This is a genomic window from Pseudomonas sp. Kh14 (assembly GCF_900291005.1).
GTDB lineage: Bacteria > Pseudomonadota > Gammaproteobacteria > Pseudomonadales > Pseudomonadaceae > Aquipseudomonas > Aquipseudomonas alloputida.
The window spans coordinates 366,079-390,177 of record NZ_OLKJ01000034.1; the positions used below are offsets into that span (position 1 = coordinate 366,079).

The following is a 24,099-nucleotide window of genomic DNA, read 5'->3' on the forward strand; positions in this document are numbered from 1 at the left end:
GCAGGAGGGGAACGTGGATCGGTTAAGAAACGCAAAAAGCCCTGAATAATCAGGGCTTTCCTCACGCCTCTGTCCCATTGGGCCGGCGCGCTCCGCTTGCCATTTGACCACAAGATTCAATGACGTGAACCGTCGCATATGTCTGTCGCAGATCACGCGCATAGGCTGGCCCTGCGTTGGAGAACCCTGCGATGACATTGTAGGGACTTTTCTTTCATCCAATTTTCACGACACCTAGGCAACACTCGTCCTATCCCCCCGTGTGATAGAAGCTCCCATTAGCCCGCCTAGCAGCGGGCTTTCTTTTGCCTAGAATTCGGCCGTTTGTCTTCTGAGTTGTCCGTTCAACAGGCCCAAGCTGTCCCTTGAGGACACTAGCTAGAGCCACTCTCATGCCACAACTCATCAGATTCATAACCCTTCCCCTGGCCTGTAGTCTTCTGTGGGCTTGCTCTGCTCCTGAGACGAAGTCGCCTGTGGAGACGCCTGGCAGGCCCGAATCCGCAAAGACCCAGTTGCTGGAAGCCGGCGCCGCGACCTTGCAGGCCAAGCCGCCCATTGAGGCCATCAACGCCTACCTGGATGGCTTCCACTTTTACAACGGACATCCTGATGTGCAGATGGAAGCGCATCACTACTGCTCCATCCTGAATGAGGATGTCATCCAGTGCGTCATCTTCGACGGTAATACCAAGGAAGCGAAGATCATGGGTGTCGAGTACATCATCGACGAAAAGCTGTTTGCTGATCTGCCGGCCAACGAGAAGGCGATGTGGCACAGCCACGGGTATGAAGTCTCGTCCGGTCAGTTGGTTGCACCAGGCATACCAGCGACTGCTGAACATGCGCTGATGGAGCGGCTTGCCCATACCTACGGGAAGACATGGCACACGTGGCACACCGACCAGGATAAAGCTCTTCCTGTGGGCGTTCCGCAGTTGATGATGGGGTTCACAATGGATGGCCAGGCTGACCCGGCGATGGTCGGGCAGCGCAATCGCCGTCTGAAGGTAGATGCGGCAAAAATCAAAGCTCAGCGGGCTGACATTCAAATCCCTGCGGCTGATCCCAAGGCGGATGGTTGGCAACACGGCAACGTTATTCAGATCACCGATCCAACGGGTGCTCATCTGCATCGGCCCGCCACGTCGACATCTGAGAAAGCGAACAGCCGTTCCAGCCAATAGCACTTGGGACAGTTGCATATAGTTATGCCCCTGGCGTGCCCCTCTTGGGACGGCTGTCGTAAACCGCACCCTGGCAAAGCCAGGCTACGGCCCTTTCGGGCTTACATCCTCACGCTCTGGCCCATCCTTGGGCCGGCGCGCTCCGCTTGCCTTATCCAAATTATCCCGGCGCATCCCGCAACTTGGATTCCCGGCCGCCCTTGTCAGTAGTTGCCATCATCCAGCAGCGGGCTGGGCAAGCTAGCCTCATGTCAAAGTGAACGTTCAGCACCCCGCGCCACTCCATCTACCGCAACGTGTTTCACGAAGTGCGGTGGGCAAGACCTTGTGACACCAATAAAGTTGAACAAAAAGGCCATTCTCACGTGCCGAAGGTGTGGCGCAATTGCCAATTATGGCGATCTGATGCAAGCAGAAGGCAGACGGCTCATCGCCGACATCCGGCAACGTCTGCCCCTCTTGGAAGTAAGTTAGCCGCGCTCAGATCGCAACACCTACCTATACCATTGCAACGATCTTTATCACACGATACGTTGCGCTTTACGATCTTTCGCGCCCCCGGTCAGCTAGCACGAAAGTAAAGGGAGCATCCCGCACTCTCCCGGCATCCGAAGAAAACACAGGCTCTCTGTGTGAACACACGAGGTGCGAGATCATGGCTAACGATCAAGACAAGGCTGGTCAGCAAGGCGGCACCGCTCAAAACAACCCTGGCAATTTTGCCAATGATCCACAACGGGCGTCTGAAGCCGGCCAGAAAGGTGGTCAAATGTCCGGAGGGAGACCTGAGGGTCAGCAAACTGGGCATGGCCGCGGCAGTAACCTTCAGGAAGATGATCCTCAGCGTGCCGGTGGTGCAACCCAACGGGGTGGCCAAGGAGGCAATTCCACCGGCATTAAATCTGACCGGGAGGAAAGTATGGACGATGAGTCGCAAGCGATTCAGGACGAAGACAGCGGAATGACGGAAGACAACCGCTGAGCAAATAGCCAGGGAGAGGGATAACCCTGGCTTCCCCAATATCTTCGAAGCCACCATTCAAGGAATGACGGAATGACCGGCTAAGGAAACAGTACAGTTTTCCCAATTGATAGGCGAAAAAAGCCCGCACACAAAGCGCGGGCCGATCATAGAGCAACAACCGCCCTGATTAGTTATCCAGCTCGTCCTTGATGATCTTGCCGTCGTGCGGATCGACCTGGAACTCATACTGCTTGCCGTCAGCTTTCATTCCTTCCCCCTCCCAATGACCATCATCGGCCTCGATCTTGGTGATCTGCGTGTAGCCGGCGCCTTTTAAGGTAGCTTCGGCCTGATCCTTGGTTACTTTCCAATCTGCTCCAGGCTGATCCGCCCATGCTGCAGTGCTTGCCATTGCGGCGACCATGGCGAAGCCAGTGAACAGTCGAGTCATCGCTTTCATCGTTAACATCCTTTTTCGTGACAGTTATCGTTCCGACCCTCACGCTGATCTCGCCGTTCAGTTTGAGTGCGGGTCGACACCGAAACTGAGGTCTTTTCATGGAGCTCCGGCAGACCTCGTAACAGCAAGGCAGCGACTGTGGTTTCAGCATGGTTGAAATTCCACCCAAGGTTCCGATGGATGGAAGCGGTTGGAATCATGCTGAGAGGATGGTGAAACGACCCGACAGGCCATTCACCGAGCGGAGTGAACTTCCAGATGTAGGTATGGCCTTCCGTTCATACCGGAGGAACCGTCATGAGCCAATCGAAAGAACTGCACTCCACTGTCATTTGCCTGCAAGCCGACAAAGTCTTGCTGGTGCGCAAAGAAGCTTCCGAGTGGTCACTGCCAGGCGGAAAAATCGATCCTGGAGAGACCCAGCTAGAAGCAGCCCGTCGAGAGCTCTGTGAAGAAACCGGCATGCAACTGACGGATGCTCAGTTCCTCGGACACAGCGTACTCCAATCGGAAGAGCACTGGCTCTATCGCATGAACGTGCCAACGTCAGTACAGCCGCACCCCTCACACGAGATCGTGGAGTGTCGCTGGTTCTCAGCTCCCGAACTCGAGCAGGTTACGGTCAAACCTACAAACACCGAATTGCTGAGGCGAGAAGGCTTCCTAGCTGTCAACGGTAGGCGCTTCCAGTCGGACTGAAGGCATCAGGACAGAATGACCTGGAAGGTCGTCCCCCCTTCAACGCCAGACTCGACCTCTATCCTGCCACCATGGCTGGCGACTATTTCCGATGCGATGAATAGCCCCAAACCTAACCCAGCGGCTGAGCCCTTTTCTTCTGCCGCATAGCTTGAATATCTCCCCTCTGGCTTGAACAGATAAGGCATCACATCCCTGGGAATCGGCTCTCCGGAATTGTGCACGCTGAAGGACGGAACTCCGGCTTCGTTGAAGAAGGTGACCTGGATCGGTAGCGTCGAGTCACCATGGCGTAGGGCATTGCCAATCAAGTTAGAGAAGACCTGAGCCATGCGGTCAGGATCAAACTGACCGGTGATCTGTACGGATTCGTTCAAAATAATGTTCGCCCCAGGGGAACCCGCGCGCAGTTCCTCGATGACCGAGCGACAGATCGGGTTCAGCTCCACCTGCTGCAGGTGCACCGGGATACCTGTTCCCAAATTACAGCGCGCCAGATCCAGAAGGTCGTTCACCATATTGTTGGCCCGGCGAGCGCTGTTACAAACCTGAGTGGCGAGCAGTTTTACCTTCTCACCTGACTCATCCTGTCGCAGGATTAGATCACCAGCCATGAGTACCGCACCCAATGGCGAACGCAGATCATGGCCAAGCACAGCCAGTACCATTTTTCGAGTTGATTCCACTGCTGCGCCATAGGCTGCAATGGATTCAACCATGGCTTGGTCTACTGCCTCGTTGAAGCGGATCATGTCTTGAACATGCTCTGCGTCTCGAAGCGTCTCTTTTGCCAGCCAGAGCGATAGAACACTGGAGCGCAACGCTCGGTACTCAGAGACCAATTGATCCATCGAAAATCCCGCTATCAAACGAGTAATGGCATGGGTCTGAGCCGCCGTATCGCTGCTCATTAGAGGGCCTCTACCTTGCGCCTTTTCAGGCTGCTGATGCGCAGTCTGAGCAGTACGCATATCAGCGGCAACGGTGCGCAGAATCTTCTCAGAGTGATTCCTGAGGCCGGCTGAATCCTGAGTGGGTAAGTCCGTCTTGACCGAACGTGCGAAATCCTCCCAAGCCTGGAGAATGCTTCCCATATCACTCTCAATGAAGTCGTACAGGCGCATTACGGTTTCCCACCATCCACACGTACCAAGCGTTCAGCCTAGCCCATTGAGTCATCAGGGCAAAGAAACCACTTCGTCATCCTCTGTCAGCGCTTTGGAACGAGTTGTTATATGCCAGGTCTGTAGAGGTAGGGCGAGAGGCTAACCATGCGACACCAGGTGTTGGTAGTAGAGAACGATGAGGTTCTTCGGTGGCTGATGACCGAGGCCGTCACGCACCTCGGTCACGCCGTCACCGATTGCGCCAATGCGGACGATGCCTTGGCTATCTTGGACAAAATTCCAAACCTTTCCCTAGTCATTACCGATATACAGATGCCCGGGCACATCGATGGTCTCGAATTAGCCAAAGCCATCTGGTGGGGGCATCCTGAGTTGCCAGTGATCATCGTCTCAGGGCATGTCGTCTTCTCGCCCAGCTCCCTACCTGCCAATGCGCGCTTCATTAAAAAGCCCTGCACCTTGGACACGCTCAGCCGTGCCATGCTAGAGCTGCTTCCCACCCGGTAAGGATCAGTACATGTCGCCATCTGGCGCCAACTCGTGACCTAGCGTCAATCAAAACTGCTTACCCCCACCACTGAAGCGTTTGCTCTGAACTTTGCCAGCCCAAAAGACTTCCCCTGCATACCCCACGTTTTTTTTGCAGGAGCAAGACTATGAGAGCAGTCTCCTACCACGGTGCTAACGATGTGCGGGTCGATACTGTCCCAGACCCCATCCTCCAAGACGCAGACGACATCATCCTAAGGGTGACGGCCACCGCCATCTGCGGATCCGACCTCCACCTCTATCGAGGCAAGATCCCGGAAACAGAGCAAGGCGACATCTTCGGCCACGAATTCATGGGCATCGTGGAGGACGTTGGCAGGGACGTGACGACCCTGCAGGTTGGCGACCGAGTGGTGATTCCTTTTGTCATCGCTTGTGGAAGTTGCTTTTTCTGCCAGCATGATCTCTTCGCTGCCTGTGAAACCACCAATAGCGGGCGCGGATCGATCATCAACAAAAAGGGCATACCACCAGGCGCAGCGCTGTTCGGATACAGCCATCTGTATGGAGGGATCCCTGGAGGCCAAGCTGATTACGTTAGGGTGCCCAAAGGCAATGTCGGGCCATTCAAAGTCCCGACGACCCTCGCGGATGACAAAGTGCTGTTCCTATCCGACATCCTTCCCACCGCTTGGCAAGCGGTCATCAATGCCGAGATTGGCGAAGGCTCATCGGTAGCGATCTATGGCGCGGGGCCAGTGGGGCTGTTGAGTGCGGCCTGCGCACGGATGCTGGGCGCTCACATCGTCTTTATGGTGGATGACAACGACTACCGGCTAGCCTATGCCCAGCAAGCCTATGGCGTCATCCCGATCAACTTCGAAAAGGATGATGATCCTGCCGACAGCATCATTCGCCAGACACCGGGTACGCGTGGCGTGGACGCGGTCATCGATGCCGTCGGGTTTGAAGCCAAAGGCAGCACCACGGAAACCGTGATGACGGCCTTGAAACTGGAAGGTAGCAGCGGCAAGGCCCTGCGCCAGAGCATCGCGGCTGTGCGACGTGGCGGCATAGTCAGCGTGCCCGGCGTCTATGCGGGGTTCATTCACGGCTTCATGTTCGGTGATGCCTTCGACAAAGGCCTGACCTTCAAAATGGGTCAGACCCATGTTCAAAAATACCTTCCCGAACTGCTGGAGCACATTGAAGCAAGACGCCTGCAACCGGAACTGATCGTTACTCACCGCTTAGCCCTAGAAGAGGCGGCCATGGGCTACAAAATGTTCGATCAAAAGCAGGATAACTGTCGCAAGGTCATCCTCGTGCCAGGTGCTGCACCGGGCACCTTGGGCCCTGACCACCTCTAGAGGAGGAGTGATCATGAACGGTCTCGCCAGTTACTTCTGGATTGCCGTTGCGGCAATTCTTCTGCTCATCGACCTGTGGGCCATCGTCAGCGTGTTCCGGAGCGACAAGACAGATGCGGTGAAAGCGGCCTGGGCTCTCCTGATCGTGGCCCTACCGCTTGTTGGCCTGGGGATATGGGGCGTTGCTGGCCCGCGAGGCATCAAGCGAGGCACTGGGCCCACTTCAGACGAGCACAGCAAAGGCTGATATTCCAGGCCCAACCTATAGAGGTTTGCATAATGGTCGATCAAGCGACAGGTATGAAATCAGGTGAGCGCTACCGGGTTGAAAACGTGGAGCGAGCGCATCAGTTTCCAGGCTTCTTTCAAGACGGGAAATATTATCTAGGCCCCGAGCTTCTCACCGCCGTGGGATGGCTCGAAGGTACACGCTTCATATACGACAGCCTGGATGCTGAAGGTGAACCCGTGTTTCCAAACAAAGAGGCAGGTACGGTCGAAGGGCTGACCTTGACCCTGGTCGATGGCACCGCCCTTGAGCTCTCTCTGGTTGAAGCCGACGAAATCATCGCACCCTTCGAACACCGTAGCAGCGGCACAGAGCAAGAAGCTCCCCGTAGTGGATATCCCGTCAGGGGGCCGCTGCGTGGCAAAGTCGTGGTAATCACAGGGGCATCCAGCGGCATAGGCCGCGCCGCCGCACACGCCTTTGCCTGCAAAGGCGCACGCTTGGTGCTCGCAGCCCGCGATGAAGAAGCATTATTTGACGTCCTGGATGAATGCACCGATTGTGGTACGGATGCCATAGCGATCACCACCGACGTCACCCACAGCGACCAGGTTCAAGCGCTGGCCGCCCAGGCCTCAGCGTTTGGCCATGGACAGATCGATATCTGGGTCAACAACGCCGGGGTTGGGGCGGTCGGAAGCTTCGAGGCTACCCCGCTGGAAGCTCACGAACAGGTTATCCAGACCGATCTGATTGGCTACCTGCGAGGCGCCTACGTCGCCCTTCCCTTCTTCAAAGCGCAAGGTAGCGGCATTTTGATCAACACACTGTCGCTGGGCAGCTGGGTAGCCCAGCCCTATGCAGCGGCTTATTCGGCGAGCAAGTTCGGTTTGCGTGGACTGACCGAGGCGCTGCGAGGGGAGCTGACCAAGTTTCCAAACATCCATGTGTGCGACATTTATCCAGCAGTCATGGACACACCCGGCTTCCGAGACGGCGGCAACTACACCGGGCATGCGCTGACACCGCCAAGCCCCATCTACGATCCCGAACGGGTAGCCAAGGCAATGGTAGCCTGTGCAATTTCACCTCGAGCTCACACAACGGTCGGGACTGCTGCTCGCCTCGCACACTTGGCCAGCTACCTAGTACCAGGAATAGCTTTGTTGTCTGGATGGGTAACGCGGTGGGGGATAAATCGCAGTCCCATAGCCGAAACCTCATCAGGCAACCTGTTTGAGCCTCCAAGTGACAGAAGGAGTATCGACGGAGGGTGGAGGAAACCTAAAGCTAAAACGCCCCTGCTAATAGGCGCCGCGGCGCTTGGGATCATCGCAGGGTTAACAATCGCCTGTTCCCGACGCAGGAAAAACTAGAAAGGCAACATCTATCGGGGTATGGACGGAGCTTTTCGCAAGACTACGTCCATGCCTACATCGCTTGGCCCTTTTTCTTCGGCACCTTCAGTTGTCGGCTGCATGGCAACACCTCCAGGCAAGTTGATCGGATGTCGGTCTTCAGGCACCTTCGGGAGCCCCGCAGAATTTGTTGACATCGATAGGCTGCGGAACGAACTCGGGGCCCTCGCCAGCCAGCCGCCACCTCACCTTGGCGACGCCTTAACGCTCAGCCATCGGCCGACTGACCAGCTTGATCTTCTGCTGACTGAATCTTGGGATGATACCAATGCCGGCATCACAGCTGGCGCAGTGCCATGCGACGGCATTACTCATTTTCTCCAGACGAATGATAAATGTCCGAGGCTCACCGTGAAGCTCATACTCAGTGACATACAGGTGCTGTCCCACCACCAGAATTCCCTCCCTAGTTCATGCGCTATTGAGCAAAGGGGCCACAAAAAATTCCATCGGAACGGCAACTGGCAGGGTCTTTCCAGAATGCCGGTCGCCGTTCTTCTTGTGTGCCTATCACCAGCGACGGCTGCGAGGCGAGCGCGCTGCTTTTCATTGGCAGACTCGCGACACAGCTTATCTCTTTAAGGGGCGCAATGGTCGCTACACCGCTCGAAGGTGTCAGCCATCGAGAGAGTTGAACCCTGCCGCTTGGCTGCGACTCAACCACAAGCAAACTTCGTAAACCCAATCCGTGATGAGGTAACGCCATGAACGCTATCGACTTACTGATCCAAGACCACAAGCTGGTGAAGAAGCTGCTCGAGGAACTGTCGGCCACAACAGAACGAGCCGTGAAAAAACGGGCCGAGCTACTGCAAAAAATCGAGCAAGAATTACAGATCCACACAGCGCTTGAGGAGGAAATCCTGTATCCGGCTATTAAAAAAGCCGGCGGCAAGGAAGAGGCGAAAATGTACTACGAGGCCAAGGAAGAGCATCGCACTGTCGACGCCCTCGTCATCCCTGACCTCCTACACACAGAAACCGGCTCCGTTGAGTTTGCCGGTCGGGTCAAAGTCATGAAAGAGCTGCTGGAGCACCACATCGAGGAAGAAGAAGGCGAACTCTTCCCGACGGCCAAAAAGCTTCTTGGCAAGGACGTGCTGGAACAACTTGGGCAAACCATGGAAGCCCAGAAAAAGATGCTCAAGGGCGAGCAGCGGGCCGCCTGATAAGGCCATTCCCTGCCAGTGCCACGGCTGGCAGGGATCCGCCGCAGATGTCGAACAAGCAGTCGGGTAAAGCTTCATGAATCATTGGATCGAGTTACTCGAATGGCCTGCCATGGCCATGACCGTGCTGGCAGCATGGTGCATTGGTTCCCGCCGCCCCGGGAGAAGGAAGTTAGGCTTCTGCTGCTTCATTGCCAGCAATGTGTTGTGGGCTGTGTGGGGCTGGCAATCAGAAGCGTGGGCGTTGATCATCCTCCAAATCTGTCTCTTCGGCATGAATTTACGGGGTTGGCGGAAGAACACTCATCGGCAAACATGTGGGTCAAACAGCTAAGCACGCCGCCTTCGACCATCCCTCAACGCTGTGAGGACGTTTCTTTCGCTTAATTTTCGCGGGATATTAGAGACCGCTATCCCTGCGTGATAGTGCGTGCCCGCCTAGCAGCAGGCATTCTTCTACCCATAAACCGGGCAAGCCTTCTAACCCCACCTTGGTTGGCCAAGCTCCTTCTCGTATCATCAGCCCTCCCCACATGGAATGATTGTCGTGAAGCCGTCACCTGGAAGTGCCCAGTCCATCCCTGCGAATGCCAACGGCCCGAAGTGGGATGTCGGCGAAGCTGTCAGCCACTATCCTGGGACGACTTGCGGATCATCAAAACGCTAAGTGACTGTAGCAACCGCTCCGAGTGGATTGCGGATCAGATGGGGTACACGTTGACAGCGATGATCTTCAAGCACTACGCGAAGTGGATCAGCGAGGACGGCCCGGATGCAGTGGGGTTGTTGAATCAGGCGCTCAGGTTGACCTGAACGCGAAAAAAAGGGGCCGCAAGGGCCCCTTTCTTCTGCCTGTCATTCCCAAAGTGTTCCCAAAACGCTCCCATTTGAGGGTCAAGCGGCGGCGAACATCAATGAAATCAAGCACTTGTATGGCGGAAGCGTAGAGATTCGAACTCTAGGATAGTTGCCCATCGACGGTTTTCAAGACCGTTGCCTTAAACCACTCGGCCACGCTTCCAGCTCGTTTTGCGGCCGCCATAATACCTTAATGAAACACGCTGTCAAACTCTCTGTGTCGCGGGTTGCAGGAGCTCTGATAGACTCCTAGCATCTGAACGTCCGAAACCACAGGTTTACCAAGGAGTGTCGCCATGCGCGAACAGGATTATGCCGTCCACCACGGCCAGCAGGTCGAGCAGCAGGAGATCAGCAAGGTCCTGCGCAACACGTACAGCCTGCTGGCGCTTACTCTTGCCTTCAGCGGTGTCATGGCTTTCGTTGCCCAGCAGATGCGCGTCGGCTACCCGAACGTGTTCGTGGTGCTGATCGGCTTCTACGGGCTGTTCTTCCTTACCAACAAACTGCGTGATTCGGCCTGGGGCCTGGTGTCCACCTTCGCGCTCACCGGTTTCATGGGCTTCATCCTCGGCCCGATCCTCAACCGTTACCTGGGCATGGCCGGTGGCGCCGAGGTAGTGAGTTCCGCGTTTGCCATGACTGCGCTGGTGTTTGGTGGTCTGTCGGCCTACGTGCTGATCACCCGCAAGGACATGAGCTTCCTGAGCGGCTTCATCACTGCTGGCTTCTTCGTTTTGCTGGGTGCTGTCGTTGCCAGCTTCTTCTTCCAGATCAGCGGCCTGCAACTGGCAATCAGCGCTGGCTTCGTGCTGTTCTCGTCGGTCTGCATCCTGTTCCAGACCAGCGCGATCATTCACGGTGGTGAGCGTAACTACATCATGGCGACCATCAGCCTGTATGTGTCGATCTACAACCTCTTTGTCAGCCTGCTGCAGTTGTTTGGCATCATGAGTCGTGATGACTGATTGATTGCTGTACCGCAAGAAGCCCGCTTCGGCGGGCTTTTTTGTGGGCGTTGGAAATGGGTTGAGCTGCAAGATGCTCGTGCCGTCATCCCGTTTTCTCTACCGCTATCCGCCATCACCCCGTAGAATGCGCTCCTTTTTTCTTCCGGGGCGGCTTTCAGCAATGAGCTCACACGAACACAGCCCAGGCGCAGCGGCGCCTGCCAATGAACTGGTGCTTGGTCTGGAGGACAAGCCACGGCTGTTGATCGGCCTGCTGGCAGCCCTGCAGCACCTGCTGGCGATCATCGTACCGATCGTCACTCCTGGCCTGCTGATCTGCCAGGCGTTGGGTGTATCTGCACGTGATACCAATTTGATCGTTTCGATGTCGCTGGTGATCTCGGGTATCGCCACCTTCGTCCAGTGCAAACGCTTCGGCCCATTTGGCGCGGGGCTGCTGATCGTTCAGGGCACCAGCTTCAACTTCGTCGGCCCGCTGATTGCCGGCGGTGCGCTGATGGTCAAGCAAGGCACGCCGGTTGAGGGCATAATGGCAGCCATTTTTGGCGTAGTAATCGCAGGCTCGTTCGTCGAGATGGGCGTGTCGCGCATCCTGCCCTTCGTCAAACGCCTGATCACCCCGCTGGTGACTGGCATCGTGGTGTTGATGATCGGCCTGACACTGATCAAGGTCGGCCTGATCAGCATGGGCGGTGGTTTTGGGGCCATGGCCAATGGCACCTTTGCCAATGGCGAAAACCTGCTGATGTCGGGCGTGGTACTGGCGATCATCGTCGTTCTCAACCGTATCCCGGTGGTGTGGATGCGCAGCTGCGCCATCGTCATCGCCCTGGTGGTCGGCTACGCGCTGGCCGGATACCTGGGCCGCCTGGACTTTACCGGCATGCACGAGGCCGCGCTGTTCCAGGTGCCGACACCGCTGCACTTTGGCCTGGGCTTCTCGTGGGCACTGTTCATTCCGATGCTGGTGATCTACCTTGTCACTTCGCTGGAAGCCATCGGTGACGTTACCGCCACCAGCAAGGTGTCGCGCCAGCCGGTCGAAGGGCCGGTGTGGATGCAGCGGATCAAGGGGGGCGTGCTGGTCAACGGCGCCAACTCGCTGCTGGCCGGTCTGTTCAACACCTTCCCTAGCTCGATTTTTGCCCAGAACAACGGGGTGATTCAGCTGACCGGTATCGCTAGCCGTCATATCGGTATGTGGATTGCCGTGATGCTGGTGTTGCTGGGGCTGTTCCCGAGTGTTGCCGGGGTGATTCAGGCCGTGCCGGAGCCGGTGCTGGGCGGCGCGGCGATGGTCATGTTTGGCGCGGTTGCGGCTTCAGGGATCAATATTCTGGCCAGTACCCGGCTGGACCGTCGGGCGCTGCTGATTATTGCCGTGTCGTTGGCACTGGGGCTGGGTGTGGCGCAGGTGCCGGAGTTCCTGGCGCACATGCCGGCGGCGATTCGCAATGTGCTGGAGTCGGGTGTGGCTACCGGGGGGATTTGTGCGCTGGTGCTGAACTGGTTCTTGCCAGAGGGCAAGGAGCAGGCTTGAACCTGGCGTTTGAATGAAAAGCCCCCGCCCGCTTGCACAAGCGGGCGCGGGCTTTTTTGCTTTATCATGGCACCATTCCTTTGCATGAGTTAGCCATGAAATTCGCTATCGCGGTGTTCTCACCGGCCCATGCGCCCTCTTCGCGACGCGCCCTGCGCTTCGCCGAAGCGGTGCTGGCCGGCGGGCATGAGATTGCCCGACTGTTCTTCTATCAGGACGGGGTACATAGTGCCTCGGCCAACGTCGTCGCACCCCAGGACGAACTGGACGTGGCTGACCAGTGGCACACGTTCATACAGACCCACCAGCTGGACGCCGTGGTGTGTATCGCCGCCGCCCTGCGCCGTGGCGTGCTCGACGAAGCCGAGGCCAACCGTTACCAGCGCCCGGCCGTGAACCTGCCCAAGCCCTGGGAACTGTCGGGGCTGGGCCAGCTGCACGAGGCCGCGCAAGTGGCCGACCGCCTTGTCTGCTTCGGAGGCGACTGATATGGCCAAGTCTTTGTTGATCATCAGCCGTCAGGCACCGTGGAATGGCCCCTCTGCCCGCGAGGCGCTGGACATCGCCCTGGCCGGCGGCGCGTTCGACCTGCCGTTGGGCATGCTGTTCCTCGACGATGGTGTGTTCCAGCTCGCGCCGGACCAGCAACCCGCCGCCGTGCAACAGAAGAACCTGGCCGCCAACCTGCAGGCGTTGCCGATGTTCGGTGTCGAAGAACTGTTCGCCTGCAACCACAGCCTGGCCCGTCGTGGCCTGGCAGCCCATACCCTGGCGCTGCCGGTGCAAGTGCTCGATGACGCATCGCTGGCCGCGCTGATAGCCCGTTTCGACCAGGTGATAACGCTCTGATGAAGACCCTGCATGTAATTGCCCATTCCCCGTTTGGCGACGAGCGCCTGGCCAGTTGCCTGCGCCTGCTCGGTGCCGAAGATGCCCTGTTGCTGTGCGGCGATGCCGTGTATGCCCTGCGCAGCGGCAGCGAGCCGCATGGCCATCTGCAAGCCGCCGGCCTGGCCCAGCGCCTGTTCGCCCTGGACGAGGATGTACACGCCCGCGCGGTCGGCAACGACCTGGCAAAGGCAGTGGACTACGCCGAGTTCGTCGAACTGTCGCTGCAATACGACAAGGTCAACAGCTGGCTATGAATACGCTCACCGTTGGCGATCAGGTGATCGCCCTGGACAAGGATGGCTTCCTGGTCGACCTGCAAGATTGGTCCCACGACGCCGCCGAGGCTTTGGCCAAGCGCGAGGGTATCCCGTTGACGGCGGACCACTGGGAAATCCTCGAACTGCTCCGTCAGTTCTATCAGGAATACCAGCTGTCTCCGGCCACCCGCCCGCTGATCAAGTACACGGCCCTCAAGCTGGGCCCTGAAAAGGGCAACAGCCCGCACCTTAACCGCCTGTTCAACGGCACCCCCGCCAAACTCGCCGCCAAGCTGGCGGGCCTGCCCAAGCCGACCAACTGTATATGACCGAACCTCGTCCGCTCACTCTGGAAACCCCCGCCGAACACCCGTTCGCCGAATTCGTGCGCATTCTCGGCAAAGGCAAGCGCGGCGCGCGTGGCCTGACCCGCGAGGAGGCCCGTGCAGCCATGACCCTGCTGCTGGAAGGCAAGGTTGAAGACACCCAGCTCGGTGCCTTCCTCATGCTGCTGCGGCACAAGGAAGAAAGCGCCGAAGAGCTGGCTGGCTTCACCGAGGCCTTGCGCGCCCACCTGCAGGCGCCGCGCATCGCCGTTGACCTGGACTGGCCCACGTACGCCGGCAAGAAGCGTCACCTGCCCTGGTACCTGCTGGCCGCCAAGTGCCTGGCCAGCAATGGCGTTCGCATCCTGATGCACGGCGGTGGCGCACACACTGCCGGGCGTATGTACACAGAGCAACTGCTCGACCTGCTGCAGATTCCGCTGTGCCGCGACTGGGCCGCCGTCAGCAACGCGCTGGACCAACACCAGCTGGCATTCTTCCCGCTGCACGACTGGGCGCCGCAGCTGCAACGCATGATCGACCTGCGCAATACACTGGGCCTGCGCTCGCCCATCCACTCGCTGGCTCGGGTGCTCAATCCGCTGGGCGCTCGCTGTGGATTGCAGAGCATCTTTCACCCCGGTTACCAGGCAGTGCACCGCGAAGCCAGCCGCTTGCTGGGCGACCATGCCGTGGTGATCAAGGGTGATGGCGGCGAAATCGAGGTCAATCCCGATGTCATCAGCCATCTCTACGGCACCACGGCAGGTGAGGCGTGGGATGAAGAGTGGCCAGCGCTGAGCGAACGCCGCCATGTCAAGCCGCCCAGCCTGCAGGCAGAGCACTTGCTGGCGTTCTGGCGTGGCGAAGTGGAAGACAGTTATGGCGAAAAGGCCCTGATTGCGACCATGGCGCTGGTCCTGCGTGGCTTGGGACAGCACCGCGAGCAGGCCTTCGTAACAGCGCAAGGCTATTGGGACACTCGAAATAGATCGATTTAGCCGATAATAAAACCCCGATCTTTGCGCTATTTCTTCGAACGATTTGCCCTAGACTGGGCTCCAACGACAAACAACTTTGTTTCAGGAGCTCACCATGGGCCTATTGATCGACGGTCGCTGGCACGACCAGTGGTATGAAAACGGCAAGGACGGCACGTTCAAGCGTGAGAATGCCCAGCGCCGCAATCAGCTGCCCGCCCCCGAGGCCGGCCGCTACCACCTGTATGTGTCGCTGGCCTGCCCATGGGCCCACCGCACCTTGATCTTTCGCGCGCTGAAAGGCCTGGAGCCGTTGATCGACGTGTCAGTGGTCAGCTGGCTGATGCAGGACCATGGCTGGACCTTCGATCAGCAGCAAGGCTCCAGCGGGGACCACCTCGACGCCCTGCAATACCTGCACCAGCGCTACACCCAGGATGACCCGCACTACACAGGGCGCGTGACGGTGCCTGTACTGTGGGACAGGAAAGAGAAGCGAATCATCAACAATGAGTCGGCAGAAATCATCCGCATATTCAACAGCGCATTCAACGAGCTGACCGGCAATACACTGAACCTTTACCCCGAATCGCTGCGCCCGACCATCGAAGCACTGAACGAGCGCATCTACCCGGCGGTGAACAACGGTGTGTACCGCGCAGGCTTTGCCACCACGCAAGACGCTTACGAGGCTGCCTTTGACGATGTGTTCAACGAGCTGGATTACCTGGAAGCCTTGCTAGGCCGCAATCGCTACCTGGCGGGTGAGTACCTGACCGAGGCTGATGTACGCCTGTTCACTACATTGGTGCGCTTCGATGCGGTGTACCACGGGCACTTCAAGTGCAACCTGCGCCGCCTGAGCGACTACCACAACCTGTCCAACTGGCTGCGTGAGCTGTACCAGTGGCCTGGGGTGGCGGGTACGGTGAACATGGAGCATATCCAGAAGCACTATTACATGAGCCACAAGACCATCAACCCGAACGGGATTGTGCCTAAAGGGCCTTTGCAGGACTTTGGTTTGCCGCATGATAGAGAGCGGTTGGTGGGCAAAGGGATTTGGCAGGCTTGAGAAAGTCGGGGCTGCTTTGCAGCCCATCGCGACACAAGGCCGCTCTCACAAGGACCTTGCAATGCCTGGGGCCTGTGCGATGGACCGCAAAGCGGCCCCAACGATTTCAGCTGTTCTGTGAACCTTCGAACCAGGCCAGCTTGTCACGCAACTGCACCACCTCCCCCACAATCACCAGGGTCGGCGCGTGCACCTCATGCTGGGCCACCAGGTCTGGCAAGTCCGCCAAGGTGCCGGTGAACACTCGCTGATTACGCGTGGTCCCCTGCTGCACCAACGCCGCCGGGGTACTCGCGGCGCGCCCGTGGCGAATCAGCTCGGCACAGATGGTCGGCAAGCCCACCAACCCCATGTAGAACACCAAGGTCTGCGTTGGCGCCACCAGGTCATTCCACGGCAGGTTGCTGGTGCCGTCCTTGAGGTGCCCGGTGACGAAGCGCACCGACTGGGCATAGTCGCGGTGAGTCAGCGGAATGCCGCCATACGCCGAGCAGCCGCTGGCCGCGGTAATGCCCGGCACCACCTGGAAGGGAATGCCATGCTCGGCCAGCTCTTCGATCTCTTCGCCGCCCCGGCCGAAGATGAACGGGTCGCCCCCCTTCAGGCGCAGCACCCGCTTGCCCTGCCGAGCCAGATCGACCAACAGGCGGTTGATCTGGTCCTGCGGCACTGAATGATCAGCGCGGCGCTTGCCTACGTAGATACGCTCGGCATCACGACGACACATATCGATGATGGCAGGTGCGACCAGGCGGTCGTACAGCACCACGTCGGCCTGCTGCATCAGGCGCAAGGCACGGAAGGTCAGCAAGTCCGGATCACCCGGGCCTGCACCAACCAAGTACACCTCACCACCCTGCTGCACCGGTACGCCGTCCACCATCGCCTGCAACAGACGTTCGGCTTCAGCACCCTGCCCGGCCAGCTGACGCTCGGCAATCGGCCCCTGGAACACGGTTTCCCAGAAGCCGCGACGCTGGTTGACGTCCGGGTACAGGGATTTGACCTTGTGCCGGAAGCGTGCAGCCAACCCAGCCAGCTCACCATAGGCCGAAGGGATCCACGCCTCGAGCTTGGCTCGAATCAGGCGCGCCAGTACCGGAGCGTCACCGCCGCTGGAAACAGCAATTACCAGCGGCGAGCGGTCTACGATCGCCGGGAAGATCACCGTACACAGGGCCGGCGCATCCACCACATTGACCGGCAGGCTAAGGGCCTGCGCATCGGCCGACACCTGGGCATTCAGCCCAGGGTCGTCGGTGGCCGCGATCACCAGCCGGCAACCGACCAGGTCGGCTGCCTGATAGCCACGCACCAGCACCTCACCGCCACCTTCCCGGGCCAACGCGGCCAACTGGCCGTCGACGTCCGGCGCCACCACGCGCAGCACGCCGCCGGCATCGGCCAGCAGGCGCGCCTTGCGCAAGGCGATCTCACCGCCACCGACGACCAGCACGCGGCCGCCCTGCAGCTTGTGGAACAGCGGCAGGTAATCCATTTAGCGGATGACCTCGACGCCGCCCATGTAAGGCTTCAGCACTTCCGGCACCAGGATCGAACCGTCGGCCTGCTGGTAGTTTTCCAGCACAGCAACCAGGGTACGGCCTACGGCCAGACCGGAGCCGTTGAGCGTGTGTACCAGCTCTGGCTTGCCGGTTTCCGGGTTGCGCCAGCGAGCCTGCATGCGGCGCGCCTGGAAGTCACCACAGTTGGAGCACGAGCTGATTTCGCGGTACTTGTCCTGGCTCGGCACCCACACTTCCAGGTCGTAGGTTTTCACCGCACCAAAGCCCATGTCGCCAGTGCACAGGGCCAGCACGCGGTATGGCAGCTCAAGCAACTGCAGCACACGTTCGGCGTTGGCGGTCAGGCCTTCCAGGGCTTCCATCGACTTGGCCGGCTCTACCACCTGCACCATCTCGACTTTGTCGAACTGGTGCTGGCGAATCATGCCGCGGGTGTCACGGCCAGAAGCGCCGGCTTCGCTGCGGAAGCAAGGGGTATGGGCAACCAGTTTCAGCGGCAGCTGCTTGGCGTCGAGGATTTCACCCGCCACCAGGTTGGTCAGCGACACTTCGGCGGTCGGGATCAGGTAGAAGTCAGCCTCGCCATCGCGGGTGATCTTGAACAGGTCTTCCTCGAACTTCGGCAACTGGCCAGTGCCCTGCAGCGCCGGCGCCTGCACCATGTACGGGGTGTAGTGTTCCTCGTAGCCATGCTCGCCGGTGTGCAGGTTGATCATGAACTGCGCCAGGGCGCGGTGCAGGCGGGCAACCGGACCACGCAGCACAGCAAAACGGGCGCCGGACAGCTTGGCAGCCGCTTCGAAGTCCAGGCCACCGCTGATTTCACCGAGGGCCACATGGTCCTTGATTTCGAAGTCGAACGCCTTCGGCGTGCCCCAACGGCGCACTTCGACGTTATCGTCTTCGCTGGCGCCGACCGGCACGCTGGCGTCCGGCAGGTTGGGAATGGTCAGCAGGATGCCATCCAGCTCGGCCTGAATGGCGTCCAGCTCAGCCTTGCCGGCAGCCAGTTCGTTGGCCATGCGCTCGACGTCCGCCATCAGCGGGGCGATGTCTTCGCCCTTGGCCTTGGCCTGGCCGATGGACTTGGAACGGGCGTTACGCTCAGCCTGCAGTTGTTCGGTGCGGGTCTGCACCGCCTTGCGGCGCTCTTCCAGTGATTCGATGCGCGCGACATCCAGGCTGAAGCCACGGGAGGCCAGGCGGTCCGCCACTTCCTGAAGTTGGCCGCGTAACAGTTTGGAATCGAGCATATCGTTCTCTCGTTATATGTAGGTGTTGGTTCAGAATCGGGTCAGGGACAGGCCAGCCCAGGTTGCGAGCAGCCCGCCCACCACGCTGATACTGGTATAGCCCAAGGCAAGGGGCACTTGCCCGCTTTCCATCAGGCGCACGGTATCGAGCGAGAAGGAGGAAAAGGTCGTCAGGCCACCGAGAAAGCCGACAATCAGGCCGGCGCGCAATTCGACCGGCGCCAGCGGCTTGTGCAAGAACAAGCCATAGAGCAAGCCGATCAGCAGGCAGCCAACCAGGTTGACCGCCAGCGTACCGGCATAGAAGTGCCGTGGCCAGTGGGCCGCCACCCAGTTGGTGGTAGCGAAGCGCAACAAGGTACCAGCAATACCACCGGCGCTGACTGCGGCGATGAGTGCAATCATGGTTTTCTCCGCTGGCGGGGGCTGTTGCGGTCGAGGTCAGCCAGGTGGCGCAGCTTCTCGCCAATTTTCAGTTCCAGGCCACGGGGCACCGGCTGATAGTACTGGCGCGGCTCCAGTTCATCGGGGAAGTAATCCTCTCCGGCGGCGTAGGCGTCGGGTTCATCATGGGCATAGCGGTACTCGTCGCCATAGCCCAACTGCTTCATCAGCTTGGTCGGGGCATTGCGCAAGTGCAACGGCACCTCCAGCGAACCGTGCTCGGCCGCTTCACGCAGGGCGGTCTTGAAGGCCACGTACACCGCGTTGCTCTTGGGTGCACAGGCAAGGTAGGTGATGGCCTGGGCCACCGCCAACTCGCCCTCGGGGCTACCAAGGCGCTCCTGCACATCCCAGGCTGCCAGGCACAGGCTAAGCGCACGCGGGTCGGCGTTGCCGATGTCCTCGCTGGCCATGCGCACCACGCGGCGGGCGATGTACAGCGGATCGCAGCCGCCGTCGAGCATGCGTGCAAACCAGTACAGGGCGCCATCGGGGTTGGAGCCACGCACCGACTTGTGCAGCGCGGAAATCTGGTCGTAGAACGCCTCGCCACCCTTGTCGAAGCGGCGGCGACTGTCACCCAGCAGGCTCTGTAGCATCTCGACGTCGATCTCGCTGCCGTCTTCAGCCAGGTCCGAGGCGTTCTCGAGGAAGTTGAGCATGCGCCGGCCATCGCCGTCGGCAGCGGCCATCAGCATCTTGAAGGCGTCGTCGCCCACCCGCAGGTTGCGCTTGCCCAGGCCACGCTCTTCCGTCAGCGCACGGTTGACCAGCTTGCGCAGGGCCGCTTCGTCCAGGCTCTTGAGCACATACACCCGCGCCCGCGACAGCAGCGCGTTGTTCAGCTCGAACGACGGGTTTTCGGTGGTGGCACCGATGAACAGCAGCGTGCCGTCCTCGACATAGGGCAAAAAGGCGTCCTGCTGCGACTTGTTGAAGCGGTGCACCTCGTCAACGAACAGGATGGTGCGACGGCCATATTGGCCAGCCTGCTGTTTGGCCACCTCCACGGCCTGGCGGATCTCTTTCACCCCGGCCAGCACCGCCGACACCGTTTCGAAGTGCGCATCGCAGAACTGCGCCAGCAACCGCGCCAGCGTGGTCTTGCCGACCCCGGGCGGCCCCCAGAAGATCATCGAGTGCAGCGCACCTTGTTCCAGCGCTTCGCGCAGCGGTTTGCCGCGCGCCAGCAGGTGCTCCTGGCCGACGTACTCATCCAGGCTGGACGGGCGCAGACGGGCGGCCAGGGGCTGGGCGACGGGTTCGCTTCGAAACAGGTCCATGGCGAGCTCTGGTTACTCCTTGATCACGTCCGCGCCCATGGGGATGTCGAACTTGAACTTGCTGTCCGGCACCGCCTGGTTGGCCTTGACGCCATTGAACAGGATGTTGGTGCGCTGGCCGACGCTGTCGATCAGCTGCATGTCATTGATCAGGCCTTTGCGGAACGACACGCGCAGCGAGTCGAACAAGGTGTCCTTGGTCTTTGGCTTGAGGGTGAAGTCCATTACTTCGCCCTGCTCCTTGGACGCGATATCAAAGCTCTGGCTGATCTTCGACACGTCACCGGACAGCAACAGGGCCGGGGTCTGGTTCAGGCGCACGTCGAGCTTCTTGATGGTGGCCTGTTCCAGGTCCGGGTCCCACAGGGTGACGTTCTTGCCGTCCGACACCACCACCTGCTCCTGCGGTGCATCGGTGTGCCAGTAGAACAGGCCCGGGCGCTTGACCGTCATCTTGCCCGAGGTTTCCTGCAGGCTGGTGCCATCGGCGCCCAGGGTCAGCTGGGAGAAGTTGGCCTCGATGGTCTGCGACTTTTCCAGCAACTGGGTCAGGCGTTGTACGTCTTGCTCACCGGCATAAGCTGTAACCGAGCCCAGGGTCAGGGCAGAAACCAACAGCATGCGAATCGCGCGCATGGGAATCCTCATTGAGCGTTGAAAAGGCCGGGCGCCACCGTTGGCGCCCGGCAGGGTGTTCATCAGTCGCGCGGGCCGCCCGGGGCTATCACTTCCCGCGAGCCGTTGCTGTTCATCGGGGTGACAACGCCGGCCATCTCCATCGACTCGATCATGCGCGCGGCACGGTTGTAGCCGATCTTCAGCTTGCGTTGCACGGCAGAAATGGAGGCGCGACGGCTCTCAAGCACGAATTGCACCGCTTCATCATACAGGGCGTCGGTTTCGGCATCGTCACCCTCACCACCGCCACCGCCGCCATCAAAGCCGCTACCGGCTTCTTCGACGCCGTTGAGGATGTCGTCGTTGTAGTCCGGGGCGCCACGCAGCTTCCACGCCTCGACCGTGCGGTGCACTTCGTCGTCGGACACGAATGCGCCGTGCACCCGGATAGGCAGGCTGGTGCCCGGCGGCATGTACAGCATGTCGCCATGGCCCAGCAGCTGTTCGGCACCGCCCTGGTCGATGATGGTACGCGAGTCGATCTTGCTCGACACCTGGAACGCCATACGGGTCGGAATGTTGGCCTTGATCAGGCCGGTGATCACGTCCACCGACGGGCGCTGGGTGGCGAGGATCAGGTGAATACCGGCCGCCCGAGCCTTCTGCGCGATACGGGCGATCAGCTCTTCGACCTTCTTGCCGACGATCATCATCATGTCGGCGAATTCGTCCACCACCACCACGATGGTCGGCAGGGTTTTCAGCGCAGGCGGCTCATCGTCCATGCTCTCACGGCGATACAGCGGGTCATGGATGATTTCGCCAGCTTCCTGGGCGTCCTTTATCTTGCGGTTGAAACCGGCCAGGTTCCGCACGCCCATGGCCGCCATCAGTTTGTAGCGCCGCTCCATCTCGGCCACGCTCCAGCGCAGGGCGTTGGCGGCGTCCTTCATGTCGGTGACCACCGGGCATAGCAGGTGCGGGATGCCTTCGTAGATGGACAGTTCAAGCATTTTCGGGTCGATCATGATCAGCCGCGCGTCTTCCGGGCTGGACTTGAACAGGATCGACAAAATCATCGCGTTCACACCTACCGACTTACCGGAGCCGGTTGTACCGGCCACCAACAGGTGCGGCATCTTGGCCAGGTCGGTGATCACCGGCTTGCCGCCAATGTCGTGGCCCAGCGCCAGCGTGACGGGAGATTTTTGCTCGTCGTACTGCGGCGTGGCCAGCACTTCGGAGAAGCGCACCATCTGGCGGTTTTCGTTGGGTATCTCGATACCCACCGTGGTCTTGCCAGGGATGACCTCGACCACTCGCACACTGGTCACGGCCAGCGAACGCGCCAGGTCCTTGGCCAGGTTGGCGATGCGGCTGACCTTCACGCCGGCGGCCGGCTGGATTTCGTAACGGGTAATCACCGGGCCGGGGTGGATCGAATCCACCGCCACTTCCACACCGAACTCCTTGAGCTTGATTTCCAGCAACTGGCCGACACCGGCCAGGGATTCTGGCGAATACTCGATCTTCTTCTGTTCGGCCGGGTCGAGGATGGAAATCGAGGGCAAGGTGCCCTCCACGGCGCTGTCGACAAACAGCGGCGCCTGCTTTTCCTTCATCGCCCGCTTGCTCGGCTCCGGCGCTCTGCTGGCGGCTGACGGCGGCACAATGGTGGGCGCTGCGTGCTGCTGGCGGGGCACCACGGTTTCACGCGGCGCCAACGCCTCAGGCGCCGTTTCACGTGGCGGCACAATCGGTTCGCGTGCAAGGGTTGGCTCACGTGGCTCGACCGGCTGAGCGGGTGGCTCTTCACGCTTGAGGATGCGCTCGCGCAGTGACGGCTTGGCCGGCTCACGCTTCTCGGCAGCCATCGGCGCGGCCTTGAACACCGGTTCGTCCTCGCGCAGCTGTGCCTCGAGGCGCTTGCGCTCGTTGCGCGCTTCCCACCAGCGGGTGGCAGCCCCTTGCACCAGTTCGAACAGGTCGAGGGTGATCTTGCCGGTCAGGTCCATCACCTTGAACCACGACAGGTCGGTGAAGACGGTCAGGCCGAACAGGAACAGGGCAATGAACATCAACGTGCTGCCCTGCACGTTCAGCAGGTTGCGCGCCAGGTCGCCCAGGCTTTCGCCCAGTGCGCCACCGGCAGAGAACGGCAGGCTGGCGGGCGGGTGGAAGTGGATATGCGCCAGCGCCGCCCCCGACAGCACCAGGAACACCAGGCCAATCAGCCGCCAGGAGAACAGCCAGCCACTCCAGTCCCACGGCTGGTGGCGTTCGCGGAAAATCTGCCAGGTCTTGACCGCCAGCAGCAGCGGAAAAATATAGGCGAAGTAACCCAGCACCATGAACAGGATGTCGGCGAAATAGGCACCGGCACGCCCGGCCGCATTCTGCACCTGGTCGACGTTGCTGGTGTGGCTGAAGCCCGGGTCCGACGTATCGTAGGTCAGCAGCGCCATCCACAGGTACAGGCACAGAGCGCCGACAGCGATCAACGCACCTTCCTTGAGGCGATAATGCAGCTGCTGCCGCCACAGTGGCACAGGCAATGGAGCTGGAGTTGCGGTGGATTTCTTCAAAACGCGTCTATTCCTGCGCGTGGTGCGCGTCCAATAGTGATCGGCCGCTGCGCGACCAACGAACCACTACTTTTAACATTACTGCCCGCCAGCCGCCATGGCGGCACGCCGTATGGGGGTTTGGCCGGGGGCGAATTCCTATAGCTGCAATTTGAGCATGCATTTTCTTTTGTGACAAAGGCTTATGCTGTGTTTTTGCACAGGTGTGACAGCAAATGTAGCGGATGGTGCCTGCGGCTGGATGAATGTGTAGGAAATTGCCCTGAATTGCCGCAAAACTGCCTCACCTCGCTGTAGGGGTAGCCTTTTGCAGGTTACCGCGCTGGTTTGAGGCCCCCAAAGAGATTGACCCCGCTTTTCTCCCAAGCCATGCTGCCCTC

25 protein-coding genes, 1 tRNA gene and 1 pseudogene are annotated in these 24,099 nt (G+C 59.7%); 17 read left to right on the plus strand and 10 right to left on the minus strand.

What is annotated here, in order from left to right; all coding sequences use genetic code 11:
* Positions 1–392 precede the first annotated feature (392 nt).
* Together FQ668_RS19000 and FQ668_RS19005 are read left to right on the plus strand one after the other, a co-directional pair.
* Positions 393–1,187, plus strand: a complete 795-nt coding sequence (locus tag FQ668_RS19000; RefSeq protein WP_019438235.1) for an OBAP family protein — start codon at positions 393–395, stop codon at positions 1,185–1,187.
* 655 nt (positions 1,188–1,842) lie between these two features.
* On the plus strand, positions 1,843–2,169 hold the full coding sequence (locus FQ668_RS19005) for a general stress protein (RefSeq protein WP_019438234.1): 327 nt from the start codon (positions 1,843–1,845) through the stop codon (positions 2,167–2,169).
* Positions 2,170–2,338: 169 nt separating this feature from the next.
* Here the strand turns inward: FQ668_RS19005 and FQ668_RS19010 are convergent, their stop codons facing one another.
* Positions 2,339–2,611 carry a PepSY domain-containing protein gene (locus tag FQ668_RS19010; protein ID WP_012051849.1) on the minus strand — a complete coding sequence of 91 codons (273 nt, stop codon included), beginning with the start codon at positions 2,609–2,611 and terminating at the stop codon, positions 2,339–2,341.
* Between the two features lie 297 nt (positions 2,612–2,908).
* Between FQ668_RS19010 and FQ668_RS19015 the strand changes: the two genes are divergently transcribed.
* Positions 2,909–3,310, plus strand: coding sequence for an NUDIX domain-containing protein (locus FQ668_RS19015; protein WP_019438233.1), 402 nt, complete (start codon positions 2,909–2,911; stop codon positions 3,308–3,310).
* Positions 3,311–3,315: 5 nt separating this feature from the next.
* Here the strand turns inward: FQ668_RS19015 and FQ668_RS19020 are convergent, their stop codons facing one another.
* Positions 3,316–4,434, minus strand: a complete 1,119-nt coding sequence (locus FQ668_RS19020) for a sensor histidine kinase (RefSeq protein ID WP_019438232.1) — start codon at positions 4,432–4,434, stop codon at positions 3,316–3,318.
* A 147-nt stretch (positions 4,435–4,581) separates the two neighbouring features.
* Here FQ668_RS19020 and FQ668_RS19025 point away from each other — a divergent pair, with 147 nt between their 5' ends.
* From FQ668_RS19025 to FQ668_RS19040, 4 genes are all read left to right on the plus strand, one after another.
* Positions 4,582–4,944 carry a response regulator gene (locus tag FQ668_RS19025; RefSeq protein ID WP_019438231.1) on the plus strand — a complete coding sequence of 121 codons (363 nt, stop codon included), beginning with the start codon at positions 4,582–4,584 and terminating at the stop codon, positions 4,942–4,944.
* A gap of 149 nt (positions 4,945–5,093) precedes the next feature.
* Positions 5,094–6,296, plus strand: coding sequence for a zinc-dependent alcohol dehydrogenase (locus FQ668_RS19030; protein WP_019438230.1), 1,203 nt, complete (start codon positions 5,094–5,096; stop codon positions 6,294–6,296).
* A 13-nt stretch (positions 6,297–6,309) separates the two neighbouring features.
* The gene (locus FQ668_RS19035; protein ID WP_010954786.1) at positions 6,310–6,543 is read left to right on the plus strand and encodes a PLD nuclease N-terminal domain-containing protein; all 234 of its coding nucleotides are present in this window, start codon (positions 6,310–6,312) and stop codon (positions 6,541–6,543) included.
* A 32-nt stretch (positions 6,544–6,575) separates the two neighbouring features.
* Complete coding sequence (locus tag FQ668_RS19040) at positions 6,576–7,901, plus strand: SDR family oxidoreductase (RefSeq protein ID WP_019438229.1); 1,326 nt, start codon at positions 6,576–6,578, stop codon at positions 7,899–7,901.
* A 246-nt stretch (positions 7,902–8,147) separates the two neighbouring features.
* Here FQ668_RS19040 and FQ668_RS29185 read toward each other — a convergent pair.
* Positions 8,148–8,336: pseudogene (locus FQ668_RS29185) on the minus strand (DUF6555 family protein); the annotation flags it as partial.
* Between the two features lie 311 nt (positions 8,337–8,647).
* Here FQ668_RS29185 and FQ668_RS19050 point away from each other — a divergent pair.
* Positions 8,648–9,112 (plus strand): hemerythrin domain-containing protein, encoded by a 465-nt coding sequence (locus FQ668_RS19050; RefSeq protein ID WP_014590387.1) that lies wholly within the window; start codon positions 8,648–8,650, stop codon positions 9,110–9,112.
* 76 nt (positions 9,113–9,188) lie between these two features.
* Positions 9,189–9,446, plus strand: coding sequence for a hypothetical protein (locus FQ668_RS29055; RefSeq protein WP_076402832.1), 258 nt, complete (start codon positions 9,189–9,191; stop codon positions 9,444–9,446).
* Between the two features lie 599 nt (positions 9,447–10,045).
* Here FQ668_RS29055 and FQ668_RS19065 read toward each other — a convergent pair.
* Positions 10,046–10,133: transfer RNA gene (locus FQ668_RS19065), tRNA-Ser, on the minus strand.
* Between the two features lie 133 nt (positions 10,134–10,266).
* Between FQ668_RS19065 and FQ668_RS19070 the strand changes: the two genes are divergently transcribed.
* The 8 genes from FQ668_RS19070 to FQ668_RS19110 all read left to right on the plus strand — a co-directional run bounded on the left by FQ668_RS19070 (position 10,267) and on the right by FQ668_RS19110 (position 16,010).
* A complete protein-coding gene (locus FQ668_RS19070) occupies positions 10,267–10,938 on the plus strand; it encodes a Bax inhibitor-1/YccA family protein (RefSeq protein WP_014590385.1) in 672 nt (223 codons plus the stop codon).
* A 163-nt stretch (positions 10,939–11,101) separates the two neighbouring features.
* Positions 11,102–12,481 (plus strand): nucleobase:cation symporter-2 family protein, encoded by a 1,380-nt coding sequence (locus FQ668_RS19080; RefSeq protein WP_019438226.1) that lies wholly within the window; start codon positions 11,102–11,104, stop codon positions 12,479–12,481.
* Positions 12,482–12,576: 95 nt separating this feature from the next.
* Positions 12,577–12,969, plus strand: coding sequence for a sulfurtransferase complex subunit TusD (gene tusD / locus FQ668_RS19085; protein ID WP_019438225.1), 393 nt, complete (start codon positions 12,577–12,579; stop codon positions 12,967–12,969).
* A 1-nt stretch (position 12,970) separates the two neighbouring features.
* Complete coding sequence (gene tusC, locus FQ668_RS19090) at positions 12,971–13,330, plus strand: sulfurtransferase complex subunit TusC (RefSeq protein WP_014590382.1); 360 nt, start codon at positions 12,971–12,973, stop codon at positions 13,328–13,330.
* The gene (gene tusB / locus FQ668_RS19095) at positions 13,330–13,626 is read left to right on the plus strand and encodes a sulfurtransferase complex subunit TusB (protein WP_014590381.1); all 297 of its coding nucleotides are present in this window, start codon (positions 13,330–13,332) and stop codon (positions 13,624–13,626) included. Before tusC ends, tusB begins: the two co-directional genes overlap by 1 nt.
* Positions 13,623–13,958 carry a TusE/DsrC/DsvC family sulfur relay protein gene (locus tag FQ668_RS19100; RefSeq protein WP_010954804.1) on the plus strand — a complete coding sequence of 112 codons (336 nt, stop codon included), beginning with the start codon at positions 13,623–13,625 and terminating at the stop codon, positions 13,956–13,958. Before tusB ends, FQ668_RS19100 begins: the two co-directional genes overlap by 4 nt.
* The gene (locus FQ668_RS19105) at positions 13,955–14,956 is read left to right on the plus strand and encodes a glycosyl transferase family protein (RefSeq protein WP_019438224.1); all 1,002 of its coding nucleotides are present in this window, start codon (positions 13,955–13,957) and stop codon (positions 14,954–14,956) included. Before FQ668_RS19100 ends, FQ668_RS19105 begins: the two co-directional genes overlap by 4 nt.
* A gap of 94 nt (positions 14,957–15,050) precedes the next feature.
* On the plus strand, positions 15,051–16,010 hold the full coding sequence (locus tag FQ668_RS19110; RefSeq protein ID WP_019438223.1) for a glutathione S-transferase family protein: 960 nt from the start codon (positions 15,051–15,053) through the stop codon (positions 16,008–16,010).
* A 106-nt stretch (positions 16,011–16,116) separates the two neighbouring features.
* On the opposite strand, the gene cysG is transcribed toward FQ668_RS19110, so the two are convergent.
* The 6 genes from cysG to FQ668_RS19140 form a co-directional block, all read right to left on the minus strand.
* The gene (gene cysG / locus FQ668_RS19115) at positions 16,117–17,508 is read right to left on the minus strand and encodes a siroheme synthase CysG (protein ID WP_144180590.1); all 1,392 of its coding nucleotides are present in this window, start codon (positions 17,506–17,508) and stop codon (positions 16,117–16,119) included.
* On the minus strand, positions 17,509–18,789 hold the full coding sequence (gene serS / locus FQ668_RS19120) for a serine--tRNA ligase (protein WP_019438221.1): 1,281 nt from the start codon (positions 18,787–18,789) through the stop codon (positions 17,509–17,511). It abuts the gene before it with no gap.
* A gap of 30 nt (positions 18,790–18,819) precedes the next feature.
* On the minus strand, positions 18,820–19,194 hold the full coding sequence (gene crcB / locus FQ668_RS19125) for a fluoride efflux transporter CrcB (RefSeq protein WP_003251205.1): 375 nt from the start codon (positions 19,192–19,194) through the stop codon (positions 18,820–18,822).
* Positions 19,191–20,516, minus strand: coding sequence for a replication-associated recombination protein A (locus tag FQ668_RS19130; RefSeq protein WP_019438220.1), 1,326 nt, complete (start codon positions 20,514–20,516; stop codon positions 19,191–19,193). Before FQ668_RS19130 ends, crcB begins: the two co-directional genes overlap by 4 nt.
* Positions 20,517–20,528: 12 nt before the next feature.
* Positions 20,529–21,152 (minus strand): outer membrane lipoprotein chaperone LolA, encoded by a 624-nt coding sequence (gene lolA / locus FQ668_RS19135; RefSeq protein WP_019438219.1) that lies wholly within the window; start codon positions 21,150–21,152, stop codon positions 20,529–20,531.
* A 62-nt stretch (positions 21,153–21,214) separates the two neighbouring features.
* A complete protein-coding gene (locus FQ668_RS19140) occupies positions 21,215–23,719 on the minus strand; it encodes a DNA translocase FtsK (RefSeq protein ID WP_014590374.1) in 2,505 nt (834 codons plus the stop codon).
* Between the last annotated feature and the right edge of the window lie 380 nt (positions 23,720–24,099).